This window comes from Sanguibacter gelidistatuariae (assembly GCF_900096585.1).
Classification (GTDB): Bacteria; Actinomycetota; Actinomycetes; order Actinomycetales; family Cellulomonadaceae; genus Sanguibacter; species Sanguibacter gelidistatuariae.
This window is the reverse complement of record NZ_FMYH01000009.1, coordinates 1-12,226: the sequence shown is the minus strand read 5'-3', so window position 1 is coordinate 12,226 and position 12,226 is coordinate 1. Positions and strand designations below refer to the sequence as shown.

Sequence of the window (12,226 nt, the reverse complement as noted above, 5' to 3'; positions counted from 1 at the left end):
GCGCATCCTCGGTCGCGCCGGTATTCCGCCGCGCCCAGATCACGCGGCACCAGTCACGCGTCGTCGGGCTCAATCGCGGTGAGCACGAACACCGGGATCTCCCGGTCGGTCGATCGCTGGTAGTCGGCGTACGGCGGGTAGGCAGCGACCGCGCGGTCCCACCACAGGGCGCGCTCGTCTCCGGTGACCTCCCGGGCCACCATCTCCCAGCTCTGCGTACCGTCGCGCAGCTCGACGCGGGGGTTGGCGACGACGTTGTAGTACCAGAACGGGTTCTTCGGCGCCCCACCGAGGGAGGCGACGACCGCGTACTCCCCCGCGTGCTCGACGCGCATGAGCGGGGTCTTGCGCAGCTTGCCGGACCGCGCGCCCACGGTGGTGAGGATGACGACGGGCAGGCCGCCCAACGTCGTGCCCTCGGTCCCGCCCGAGCTCTCGTAGAGCTCCACCTGCTCACGTGACCGGTTGACCGGGCTGGGTTCATAAACTCCGTCGAGTGGCATCGCACCAGTACAGCAGAAAGCCGCACCCCGCACGACCTGGAGGTCGTGCAAGGTGCGGCTTTCTCAGGAGCCGCTAGGCGATCAACGCCCTGCGGAACCCTCGACGTAGTCAGTGTCGGTCGGCTTGACCCACGCGAAGAGCTTGCGCAGCTCGCGGCCGGTGGCCTCGATCGGGTGCGACTCGCCCTTGGCACGGAGCTCCTTGAACTCGGGAGCGCCGTTGTCCTGGTCGTTGATGAAACGCTCGGCGAAGGCGCCGTTCTGGATGTCCGCGAGGACAGCCTTCATGTTCTCCTTCACCTCAGGGGTGATGACGCGCGGGCCGGAGACGTAGTCGCCGTACTCCGCCGTGTCGGAGACGGACCAACGCTGCTTGGCGATGCCACCTTCCCACATGAGGTCGACGATGAGCTTGAGCTCGTGCAGCACCTCGAAGTAGGCAACCTCGGGCTGGTAGCCGGCCTCGGTGAGAACCTCGAAGCCGTACATGACGAGCTGCGAGGCGCCTCCGCAGAGAACAGCCTGCTCGCCGAAGAGGTCGGTCTCGGTCTCTTCGGTGAAGGTCGTCTTGATACCGGCGGCGCGCAGGCCACCGATCGCCTTGGCGTAGGACAGGGCGAGCTCCCAGGCGGAGCCCGATGCGTCCTGCTCGACCGCGACGATCACGGGCACGCCGCGGCCGTCGAGGAACTCGCGGCGCACGAGGTGCCCCGGTCCCTTGGGTGCGATCATGACGATGTCGTGACCGGGCTCGGGCTTGATGTAGCCGAAGCGGATGTTGAACCCGTGACCGAAGACGAGAGCAGCGCCCTCGTTGAGGTTCGGGGCGATCTCCTGGGTGTAGACGTGACGCTGCACCTGGTCGGGCGCGAGGATGACGACCACGTCGGCTTCCTTGACGGCCTCGGCGACGGTCACGACGCGCAGGCCTTCGTTCTCCGCCTTCACGCGAGAGGCAGAGCCTTCGCGCAGGCCGACGCGGACGTCGACTCCGGAGTCGCGCAGGTTCAGCGCGTGGGCGTGCCCCTGGCTGCCGTAGCCGATGACGGCAACCTTGCGGCCGGCAATGATGGACAGATCAGCGTCGTCGTCGTAGAACAGCTCAGCCACCGTGGATCTCCTTGGTTTCTTTGATGTGATTCATTCGAGGTAAGTGTCTCAGGCCGAGCGCGTCGTGCGCTCGAGCGCCCGATCGGTGATCGACCGGGCTCCGCGCCCGATCCCGACCGTGCCGGACTTGACGATCTCCCGGATGCCGAAGGGCTCGAGGGCTCCGAGGAGCGCCGCCAGCTTCTCCGGGTTGCCGGTCGCCTCGATGGTGACGGCGTCGGGGACGACGTCGACCACGTGGGCGCGGAACAGCTCGACGACCTCAAGCACGTGCGTGCGGTTGGTGAGGTCGGCCCGAACCTTCACGAGCATGAGTTCTCGTTGCACCGCCGCTGCCGGGTCCAGCTCGACGATCTTGATGACGTTGATCAGCTTGTTCAGCTGCTTGGTCACCTGTTCCAGCGGGAGGCCGTCGACGTCGACGACGACGGTGACCCGCGAGAGCTCCTCGTGCTCAGTCGGTCCGACTGCGAGGGAGTGGATGTTGAACGATCTCCGGGCGAACAGTCCGGCGATGCGCGCGAGCACGGCGGGCTTGTTCTCCACAAGAACCGAGAGGGTATGACGAGTCATGTCCTTTATTGCCTTCCCTGTCAGTCTTCGCGGTCCCACGCGGGCGAGATGCCGCGTGCGTATTGGATGTCGTCGTTGCTCACGCCGGTCGCAACCATCGGCCACACCATGGCGTCGCGCGAGACGTTGAAGTCGATCACGACCGGCTGGTCGTTGATCTCCTCGGCGCGCTTGATCGCGGCGTCGACCTCGTTGGCGTGCTCCACCCGGATCCCGACGCAGCCATAGGCGTCGGCCAGCTTGACGAAGTCCGGCACCCGGATGGTGCCGTGCCCGGTGTTGAGGTCGGTGTTGGAGTAGCGGGACTCGTAGAACAGGGTCTGCCACTGGCGGACCATGCCCAACGAAGAGTTGTTGATGAGCGCGACCTTGATCGGGATGTCGTTGATCGTGCAGGTCGCGAGCTCCTGGTTGGTCATCTGGAAGCACCCGTCGCCGTCGATCGCCCAGACCGTGCGGTCGGGCTGGCCGACCTTGGCGCCCATGGCGGCGGGGATCGCATAGCCCATCGTGCCCAGACCACCCGAGTTCAGCCAGGTGTTGGGGCGCTCGTACTTGATGAACTGCGCGGCCCACATCTGGTGCTGGCCGACGCCGGCCACATAGATCGTGTCCGGTCCGGAGATCTCACCGAGGCGGCTGATGACGTGCTGGGGGGCGAGGTGACCGTCGTCGGGCTCGGAGAAGCCCAGCGGGTAGGTCTCGCGCCAGCTGTCGATCTGACGCCACCAGGCCTCGACATCCGGCTTGCCGTGCTGGGCGTGCTCGCGGGCGAGCTCGGGCAGCAGGTCGGCGATGACCTCCTTGAGGTCACCGACGATCGGGACGTCGGCCACGCGGTTCTTGCCGATCTCGGCCGGGTCGATGTCCGCGTGGATGATCGTCGCGTGCGGGGCGAAGCTCGAGAGCTTGCCGGTCACCCGGTCGTCGAAGCGCGCGCCGAGGGCGAAGACCAGGTCGGCCTTCTGCAACGCCGAGACGGCCGGGACCGTCCCGTGCATGCCGGGCATGCCGAGGTTCTGCGGGTGGGAGTCGGGCAGTGCGCCGCGCGCCATGAGGGTCGTGACAGCAGCGGCCCCGGACAGGTCGACGAGCTTGCGCAGCTCCGCAGCCGCGCCGGAACGGATCGCACCACCACCGATGTAGAGGACCGGACGACGCGCGGTCGCGAGCAGGCGGGCCGCCTCGCGGATCTGCTTGCTGTGCGGCTTGGTGACCGGGTGGTACCCGGGGAGGTTGAGCTCGGTCGGCCAGCTGAACATCGTCCGAGACTGCATCGCGGACTTGGCGATGTCGACCAGGACTGGGCCTGGGCGCCCGCTCGAGGCGATGTGGAACGCCTCGGCGATGACTCGCGGGATGTCGTCAGGGTTGGTCACGAGGAAGTTGTGCTTGGTCACCGGGAGGGTGATGCCGACGATGTCGGCCTCCTGGAAGGCGTCGGTCCCGATCAGGGACGCGCCGACCTGGCCGGTGATGGCGACCATGGGGATCGAGTCCATGTTCGCGTCGGCGATCGGGGTGACGAGGTTGGTCGCACCGGGACCCGAGGTCGCCATCGTGACGCCGACCCGGCCGGTCGCGTGGGCGTAGCCGGATGCGGCGTGCCCTCCGCCCTGCTCGTGGCGGACGAGGATGTGGCGGACCTTCTTGGAGTCCATCAACGGGTCGTAGGTGGGCAGGATCGCCCCGCCCGGGATACCGAAGACGACCTCGACACCGGCCTCCTCGAGCGAGCGGACGATCGACTGCGCGCCCGTCATCTCCTCAGAGGTGACGTGCGCTCGGGGGGTGGGGCGCCTAGCGGCTTCCGGCTTCGGCGCGCTGGGCGACGGGGCGACGCTCGAGGCGGACTGTGCCGCTGCGGAGGCATCGGCCGGCGTCGTGCTGCGCGGCGGTGCTGGGGTGGGGCCCTGGACCATCGGGTTCTCCTAAGTGCTGAAAAACAGATATGGGAGGTGCTACCGGTCAGGCTGGTCGAGCTCGTCGGATGGTGCGGGCCGGGGGCCTTGAGCCCCCGGCCTGATGTGCACAGTGGCGCGGAGCCTTGTGAGCTGCTGGCCGGATTTCACTGTGGTGACATGAAAAAACCCCTCGCAGCCGGGTGGGCTCTTCGAGGGGTAAGCGCGCTGACGAGACCTAAGTGCTTGGCCTCAGCCGGCGCGCCCAGGAAGTACTACGAGAATGATTGTCTGCACATCAAGCACAGTACGCCTCGACGTCGACAATGTCACCTGCCGTCCACCTCGTCTCAGTGGGTGGGACCTCAACGGGGCCAGCCGGTCGTGCCGGCCGGCCTGCTCAGTCCCGGCCCTGCGGGGTGCAGATGCAGACCTCGTTGCCCTCGGGGTCGGCCAGCACCCAGAACCGGGGCGCTGCGTGGTCGGAGAGCAGGCTGCCACCCGCCGCGACGATCTCCTCGATCCGCCCGGGTGCGTCGGCGAAGGCCACCGTGAGGTCGAAGTGGATCCGGTTGCGGTCGGTGCGCGGGGCGTCCATCTGCTGGAACCACACCATCGGTCCGCGCCCGCGCGGATCGCTCAGCCGGGCATCACCGTCGAGGTCGTCACCGTAGGTGTCGGTGTAGCCCAGGGCCGCCTTCCAAAACGGACGGACCACGGGGATGTCGATCGCGTCGACGGCGATCTCAAGGACCTGCGGGGAGCCCGGCGCGGCCTGCAGGCCGAGGTCCGCGGCGATCGCGGAGACCTGCGCGGCCATCGCGAGGTCATGTTCGGTCACCGCGGAGACGTCGTGGCTGACCAGGACCACGGCGACGTAGCCGTACCGCAGGTCGACGTCGGGGTGGTGGTTGGCGGCGTCGGCCGCCTCGCCGATCCGGCGCACGAACTCGACCCCGCGGGCGAAGTCGCCCGTGTCGAAGTGCGCGTGCAGGCTCCCCACGAAGAGGTGCCACTCGGTTCCCGACAGCCGTTGCTTGATCTCAGCATTTCCCAGTGTGCCCATAGATCTATGGTGGCACCTAGAGTGTGAGGGCACCATGCCACCGTCCGGGAGGCGAAACAGCGAGAGCCCAGAGCGGCGGAAACGAGGTCTACCCAGCGTGCAGACGGCACACCAGGCAGGTCGCGGCCGCACGACCCTCCTCGGGCTGGCGCTGGCCGGCGCGATAGCCCTGACCGGCTGCGGACCCGTCGACCTTGTCCCCGCGGACTCGACCGACGCCAGCGCGTTGCGCCACCGGGAGGTCGGCGCCACTGCCCATGACGAGACCATCGGGCGCTCCGCCACGATCAACGCCGTCGTCACGAACTTCCCCGTCCCCACCGGCTTTGAGGCCGCCGACGGCGCACCCTCCCCCGACGTGTTCGTCGTAGTCGACCTGAGCGTCGTGGCCGGAGACGTGTACCCCTCCGTCGTCCAACCGTCGAACTTCCTCCTGCGCTCGGCGGCCGGGGACGTCGTCGAGCCGGTCACCACGATCGACACGGCCCTGACCGACGCGACGCTGTGGCCGCTCGGGGAGATCACCTCCGGCCACACCCAGCGCGGGTGGGTCGCCTACCCGGTCACGTGGGACACGGTGGTCGGCGCCGAGCTGGTCATGACCCGTCCAGACAACATCACCGACGAGAACGGCGACAAGCTCCCCGCCGAGCAGTTCGTCGTCCCTCTCGGCCTGGAGTAGATCGAGGCTTCACAGACGACACTCTTACCGAAGACGCAGGGCCGCTGATCCGTGAGGATCAGCGGCCCTGCGTCATTTCGTGCGCGTCATCATTCCATGCGCGTCATTTCGTGCGCCTGTCGGCCAATGGTTCGCGAGAACCGTCAGGGCTCAGTACAGGACGGCGCCCTGCGACGCGGAGTGCACCAGCTTGGCGTACTTGGCCAGCACCCCACGGGTGTACTTGTGCGGGACCGGCTCCCAGCCGATCTTGCGCGCCTCGATCTCGGCAGGGTCGACCAGCAGGTTGAGCGTCGCGTTGGAGACGTCGAGACTGATCCGGTCGCCGTCCTTGATGAAGGCGATCGGCCCGGCGTCGACGGCCTCGGGGGCGACGTGGCCCACACACAGCCCGGTCGTCCCGCCGGAGAACCGGCCGTCCGTGAGCAGCAGCACGTCCTTGCCCAGGCCGGCACCCTTGATCGCACCGGTGATGGCGAGCATCTCGCGCATGCCCGGTCCGCCCTTGGGGCCCTCGTAGCGGATGACGACGACGTCGCCCGCGACGATCGTTCCGTCCTCGAGGGCGTCGAGCGCTGCACGCTCGCGCTCGAACACGCGCGCGGTGCCCTCGAACACGTCGGAGTCGAAGCCAGCAGACTTCACGACCGCACCCTCGGGGGCGAGCGACCCGTGCAGGATCGTGATGCCACCGGTCTTGTGGATCGGGTTGGACAGCGCACGCAAGATCTTGCCGTCCGGGTCCGGCGGGTTGATGTCGGCGAGGTTCTCCGCGACGGTCTTGCCGGTCACGGTGAGGCAGTCGCCGTGCAGCAGCCCGGCGTCGAGCAGCGCCTTCATGACGACGGGGACGCCGCCGGTCTTGTCGATGTCGGCCATCACGTACCGGCCGAAGGGCTTGAGGTCACCCAGGTGCGGGACCTTCTCGGCGATCCGCGTGAAGTCGGCCAGCGTGAGCTCGACCTCGGCCTCATACGCGATCGCGAGCAGGTGCAGCACGGCGTTGGTCGAGCCACCGAAGGCCATGACGACGGCGATCGCGTTCTCGAAGGCCTTCTTCGTCATGATCTGACGGGCGGTGATGCCCTTCCGGAGCAGCTCGACGACGGCCTCGCCGGACTTGTGCGCGAAGGCGTCGCGGCGGCGGTCGGCCGAAGGCGGCGCGGCCGAGCCGGGCAGAGACATGCCCATCGCCTCGGCGACGGAGGCCATCGTGTTCGCGGTGTACATGCCACCGCAGGCGCCCTCACCCGGGCAGACGGCGCGCTCGATCGTGTCGCGGTCCTTCTCGCTCATCAGGCCCTTGGCGCACGCACCCACGGCCTCGAAGGCGTCGATCAGCGTGACGTCCTTCTCGGTGCCGTCCTCGAGCTTGACCCAGCCCGGCATGATCGTCCCGGCGTAGAGGAAGACCGAGGACAGGTCGAGGCGCGCGGCGGCCATGAGCATGCCCGGGAGCGACTTGTCGCAACCGGCGAGCAGGACGGAGCCGTCGAGGCGCTCGGCCTCCATGACGGTCTCGACCGAGTCGGCGATGATGTCACGGGAGACGAGGGAGAAGTGCATGCCCTCGTGGCCCATGGAGATTCCGTCCGAGACGGAGATGGTGCCGAACTCGAGCGGATATCCGCCGGCGGCATGCACACCCTGCTTGACGGCCTTGGCCAACCGGTCCAGGGACAGGTTGCACGGGGTGATCTCGTTCCACGAGCTGGCGACACCGATCTGGGGCTTGGCGAAGTCCTCATCACCGAGCCCGACGCCGCGGAGCATCCCGCGGGAGGCCGTGGCCTCGATCCCATCGGTGACCTTGCGGGAACGGGGCTTGATGTCGACGCCGGGTGTGGAGGACTCGTCTCCGGCAGGGGTCTCGTTGACATTCTGAGTCGTTGCGGTCATGTCACTGAGTGTATGACTGCGCTGGTGCGAGGTGGTCCACAGGGTCATTCCTCGGACGGGGGTCCCTCTCCCCCTTCGGGGCAGCACGCAGGTCAGCCCTGCGCTGCCAGCCCTCGGAACTCGTCCTCGAGGATCGCCATCACGATCGCGTCGGAATAAAGGTCGCCGTCGAGGTAGACGTCGCGTAGACGCCCCTCGACCTGGAAGCCCAGCGACTCGTAGAGCATCTGCGCCCGAGGGTTGATGCTCAGCACGTCGAGGGAGACCCGGTGCAGGTCGAGTCCGTCCGCGCCTTGCGTGAATGCCCACTGCAGGACCGCGAAGATCGCGTCCCGCCCATAGCCGCGTCCACGATAGTTCGGCAACAGGATGAGACGGATGTTGGCCGAGCGTGCGTGCTCGTCGATCTCGTTGAGGACGATCTCGCCGATCATCTCGTCGCTGACCTGGTGGCCGTCGCGCACGGCGGCCGAGGTGATCGCCCAGTCGTAGCGCCCCGGACGGTCAGAGACCGTCCGGGCCCATTCCCCGATCTGCTCGCGGGTGAAGTCCGCGGTAGTCCCGGTGAGCCGCAGGGCCTCCGGGTCTTGCACGGACTCCCACATGCGATCGGCGTCGGTCGCAATGATCGGTCGCAACCGGACGAGCTCACCGTGCAGCTCCGGGCCGCGGGTCATCGTGTGACCCGCGGCCCGACGCCGGACGCGTCGACTGTCATCCGATGCGTTCGATCACGAGCTCACGCACCCGGCCAGCGTCGGCCTGGCCACGGGTGGCCTTCATGACCGCACCGATGACCGCGCCGATCGGACCGAGGTTCCCGGAGCGGATCTTCTCCGCGATGTCCGGCTGCGCAGCGAGGACGGAGTCGATCGCCTCGAGCAGGGGGCCGTCGTCGGACACGACCTCAAGGCCGCGGGCCACGACGATCTCCTCCGGGGAGCCTTCTCCGGCGAGCACGCCCTCAAGCACTCCACGGGCCATCTTGTCGTTGATCCGGCCGGAGTCGACGAGGCCCTGCAGCTGGCCGATCTGCTCGGGGGTGACCGGCAGGTCGGCAAGCTCGACCTCGCTCGTCTTGGCGGCCCGGGCCAGCTCGCCCATCCACCACTTGCGGGCGGCGGCAGGGCTGGACCCGGCGGCGATGGTCGTCTCGATGAGCTCGACCGCGCCGGCGTTGACGACGTCGCGCATCTCCGGGTCGGAGAAGCCCCAGTCGCCCTGCAGGCGCCGACGGCGGTCGGCAGGCATCTCCGGGAGGGTCGCCCGGATCTCTTCGACCCAGGCTCGGCTCGGCTCGACCGGGACCAGGTCAGGCTCGGGGAAGTAGCGGTAGTCCTCCGCGTCGGACTTCACACGGCCGGACGTCGTGGTGGAGGTGTCCTCGTGCCAGTGGCGCGTCTCCTGGATCACCGTGCCACCGGCGTCGAGCACCGCGGCCTGGCGGGAGACCTCGTAGCGCACGGCCCGCTCGATCGACCGGAAGGAGTTGACGTTCTTGGTCTCGGTCCGGGTGCCCAGCGGGGACTCGGGGGTGGCGCGCAGGGAGAGGTTGACGTCGGCGCGCACGTTGCCGCGCTCCATCCGTGCCTCGGAGACCTCAAGTGCGCGGAAGATGTCCCGCAGCGTCTGGACATAGGCGCGCGCGACCTCGGGGGCGCGGGTGCCGGCGCCCTCGATCGGGCGGGTGACGACCTCGACGAGGGGGATCCCAGCGCGGTTGTAGTCGACGAGGGAGTAGTCGGCGCCGTGGATCCGGCCGCCGCTGCCACCGACGTGGGTGTTCTTGCCGGCGTCCTCCTCCATGTGCGCGCGCTCGATCTGCACCCGGAAGATCTCGCCGTCGTCGAGCTCGACGTCGAGGTACCCGTCGAAGGCGATCGGCTCGTCGTACTGCGACGTCTGGAAGTTCTTGGGGACGTCGGGGTAGAAGTAGTTCTTGCGCGCGAAGCGGCAGGACGTCGCGATCTGGCAGTTCAGTGCGAGCCCGATCTTGATGGCGAACTCGACGGCCTTGCCGTTGACGACCGGGAGGGCGCCGGGCAGGCCGAGGGAGACCGGCGTGACCTGGGTGTTCGGCGCTCCGCCGAACTCGACCTCTGCGGCGCAGAACATCTTGGTCAGGGTGCCGAGCTCGACGTGGACCTCGATGCCGATGACCGGGTCGAAGCGAGCAAGGGCCTCGTCGTAGTCGACCAGGTCGACGTCTGCTGCGTGACTCATCGGGCAATCTCCAGTTCAGGGGCCTGGGCGAGGATCGGTCCGCCCCAGAGGTTCTCGAGGGCGGCTTCGAGCGCGGCGCCCACGCGGTACAGGCGAGCGTCGGCGCGGGCCGGCGCCAGGATCTGGAAGCCGACGGGCAGGCCGTCGTCGGAGACACCGTTGGGCAGGGACATGCCGGGGATCCCGGCGAGGTTCGCCGGGATCGTCGCGACGTCGTTGAGGTACATGGCCAGCGGGTCGTCGAGCTTCTCGCCGAACTTGAACGCGGTGGTCGGCGCGGTCGGGGAGACGAGGACGTCCGCCTGGGCGAAGGCCGCGTCGAAGTCACGTTGGATGAGCGTGCGGACCTTCTGCGCGCTGCCGTAGTAGGCGTCGTAGTACCCGGCCGAGAGCGCATAGGTGCCCAGGATGATCCGGCGCTTGACCTCGTCGCCGAATCCGGCGCCGCGGGTTGCCGCCATCACGCGCTCGGCGGTGACGGGTCCCTCCTCGGGGACGACGCGCAGCCCGAAGCGCATGCCGTCGAACTTTGCGAGGTTGCTCGAGGCCTCCGAGGGCATGATCAGGTAGTAGGCGGACAGCGCGTACTTGAAGTTGGGGCAGGAGACCTCGACGATCTCGGCCCCGGCGGACCTGAGCAGCTCGAGCGACTCGGCGAAGCGCGCCGAGACGCCTTCCTGATATCCGTCGCCGCTGAGCTCGGTCACCACGCCGACGCGGACGCCAGTCAGGTCACCGAGTGCACCCTGACGGGCCGCGTCGACGAGGTTGGGGACCGACTCGTTGAGCGACGTGGAGTCGCGCGGGTCGTGACCACCGATGAGCTCGTGCAACAGGGCCGAGTCCAGGACGGTACGGGTGACCGGGCCGGCCTGGTCCAGGGAGGAGGCCATCGCGATGAGCCCGTATCGGGACACCCCGCCGTAGGTCGGCTTGACGCCGACCGTCCCGGTCACGGCGCCCGGCTGACGGATTGAACCGCCGGTGTCGGTGCCGATCGCGAGGGGTGCCTCGAAGGCGGCGACCGCGGCGGCCGAGCCACCGCCGGACCCGCCGGGAATCCGGTCGAGGTCCCAGGGGTTGTGGGTGTTGCCGTAGGCGGAGTGCTCGGTGCTCGAGCCCATCGCGAACTCGTCCATGTTCGTCTTGCCGAGGATCGGCAGACCTGCAGCCTTGATCTTCTCGATCAGGGTCGCGTCGTAGGGCGGGATCCAACCCTCGAGGATCTTCGAGCCGGCCGTCGTGGGCAGCCCCTTCGTGACGACGACGTCCTTGATCGCGATCGGGACGCCCGCCAGCGGATGCAGGTCCTCCCCCGCGGCGCGGCGCGCGTCGATGTCGCGCGCGGTCGCGAGGGCCTCATCCGTCGAGACGTGCAGGAACGCGTGGATGGCGCCGTCGACGTCGCCGATGCGGTCGAGGTGCGCCTGGGTGGCCTCGACGCTCGAGACCTCGCCGGAGGTGAGGTGGGCAGCCAGCTGGGCTGCGGACATGCGGGTCAGGTCGCTCATGAGTCCTCCCCGAGGATCTGCGGGACGAGGAACCGTCCGTCTTCGCTGGCCGGTGCGGCCGCCATGACGTCGTCGACGTCGAGCGGGGCGACAGGCACGTCGTCGCGGAACACGTTCGACAGCGGGAGCGGGTGGCTCGTCGCCGGGATGTCCGGCGTGGCCACGGCGCTGACCTCAGCGATGGCGTCAACGATCACAACGAGCTCACCGGCAAGCCGATCGAGCTCTTCGGGGCGTAGGTCGATTCGCGCAAGCGCAGCAACGCGCGCGACTTCGTCACGGGAGAGTGTGGACATGCCCCCAGTCTAGAGCCTGCCCCACCCCTCCCCCACCCCGCTGAGTGCTGGGTTTTACACGCGACACGCCGGTCCGGGGCGTGTAAAACCCAGCACCCAGCGGGCGTTCGGGGGGTTTTGGGGGTGGGGCGGGTACGACGAAAGCCCACCCCCGAGGGGGTGGGCTTTCGTTGAATGGTTGTCCGGCAGCGACCTACTCTCCCACACAGTCTCCCGTGCAGTACCATCGGCGCAGTGGGGCTTAGCTTCCGGGTTCGGAATGGGACCGGGCGTTTCCCCCACGCTATGACTGCCGTAACTCTATTAGGTTATACAGACCGGATAAGACACGGCCGTACCCTAAGAACCGCACAGTGGACGCGTAGCACACAAAATTTGAGTGTTATCAAGTTATCGGCTTATTAGTACCGGTCAGCTCCGAAGGTCTTTCGTCCCTTCTTCCACATCCGGCCTATCTACCCA

Annotated in this window: 11 protein-coding genes and 1 rRNA gene; 1 reads left to right on the top strand and 11 read right to left on the bottom strand. The window is 68.1% G+C overall.

The window, feature by feature from the left end:
- Nucleotides 1-53 precede the first annotated feature (53 nt).
- The 5 genes from BLQ50_RS16270 to BLQ50_RS16250 form a co-directional block, all read right to left on the bottom strand.
- A complete protein-coding gene (locus BLQ50_RS16270) occupies nucleotides 54-503 on the bottom strand; it encodes a nitroreductase family deazaflavin-dependent oxidoreductase (RefSeq protein WP_093185986.1) in 450 nt (149 codons plus the stop codon).
- Between the two features lie 81 nt (nucleotides 504-584).
- Nucleotides 585-1,613 (bottom strand): ketol-acid reductoisomerase, encoded by a 1,029-nt coding sequence (gene ilvC, locus BLQ50_RS16265; RefSeq protein WP_093185983.1) that lies wholly within the window; start codon nucleotides 1,611-1,613, stop codon nucleotides 585-587.
- A 48-nt stretch (nucleotides 1,614-1,661) separates the two neighbouring features.
- A complete protein-coding gene (gene ilvN / locus BLQ50_RS16260; RefSeq protein ID WP_093185981.1) occupies nucleotides 1,662-2,186 on the bottom strand; it encodes an acetolactate synthase small subunit in 525 nt (174 codons plus the stop codon).
- A gap of 20 nt (nucleotides 2,187-2,206) precedes the next feature.
- Nucleotides 2,207-4,108 (bottom strand): acetolactate synthase large subunit, encoded by a 1,902-nt coding sequence (locus tag BLQ50_RS16255; protein WP_093185978.1) that lies wholly within the window; start codon nucleotides 4,106-4,108, stop codon nucleotides 2,207-2,209.
- 379 nt (nucleotides 4,109-4,487) lie between these two features.
- On the bottom strand, nucleotides 4,488-5,153 hold the full coding sequence (locus BLQ50_RS16250) for a VOC family protein (protein WP_093185975.1): 666 nt from the start codon (nucleotides 5,151-5,153) through the stop codon (nucleotides 4,488-4,490).
- 97 nt (nucleotides 5,154-5,250) lie between these two features.
- Here BLQ50_RS16250 and BLQ50_RS16245 point away from each other — a divergent pair, with 97 nt between their 5' ends.
- Nucleotides 5,251-5,835, top strand: coding sequence for a hypothetical protein (locus BLQ50_RS16245; protein ID WP_093185973.1), 585 nt, complete (start codon nucleotides 5,251-5,253; stop codon nucleotides 5,833-5,835).
- A 150-nt stretch (nucleotides 5,836-5,985) separates the two neighbouring features.
- On the opposite strand, the gene ilvD is transcribed toward BLQ50_RS16245, so the two are convergent.
- From ilvD to rrf, 6 genes are all read right to left on the bottom strand, one after another.
- Nucleotides 5,986-7,734, bottom strand: coding sequence for a dihydroxy-acid dehydratase (gene ilvD, locus BLQ50_RS16240; RefSeq protein ID WP_175559170.1), 1,749 nt, complete (start codon nucleotides 7,732-7,734; stop codon nucleotides 5,986-5,988).
- 92 nt (nucleotides 7,735-7,826) lie between these two features.
- Entirely contained in the window at nucleotides 7,827-8,411 is a 585-nt protein-coding gene (locus BLQ50_RS16235) for a GNAT family N-acetyltransferase (protein ID WP_093185971.1), read from the bottom strand.
- Between the two features lie 37 nt (nucleotides 8,412-8,448).
- A complete protein-coding gene (gene gatB / locus BLQ50_RS16230; RefSeq protein WP_093185969.1) occupies nucleotides 8,449-9,957 on the bottom strand; it encodes an Asp-tRNA(Asn)/Glu-tRNA(Gln) amidotransferase subunit GatB in 1,509 nt (502 codons plus the stop codon).
- On the bottom strand, nucleotides 9,954-11,468 hold the full coding sequence (gene gatA / locus BLQ50_RS16225) for an Asp-tRNA(Asn)/Glu-tRNA(Gln) amidotransferase subunit GatA (protein WP_093185966.1): 1,515 nt from the start codon (nucleotides 11,466-11,468) through the stop codon (nucleotides 9,954-9,956). The genes gatB and gatA overlap by 4 nt, the downstream gene beginning before the upstream one ends.
- On the bottom strand, nucleotides 11,465-11,764 hold the full coding sequence (gene gatC, locus BLQ50_RS16220) for an Asp-tRNA(Asn)/Glu-tRNA(Gln) amidotransferase subunit GatC (RefSeq protein WP_093185964.1): 300 nt from the start codon (nucleotides 11,762-11,764) through the stop codon (nucleotides 11,465-11,467). Before gatC ends, gatA begins: the two co-directional genes overlap by 4 nt.
- Nucleotides 11,765-11,944: 180 nt before the next feature.
- A 5S ribosomal RNA gene (gene rrf, locus BLQ50_RS16215) occupies nucleotides 11,945-12,061 on the bottom strand.
- Between the last annotated feature and the right edge of the window lie 165 nt (nucleotides 12,062-12,226).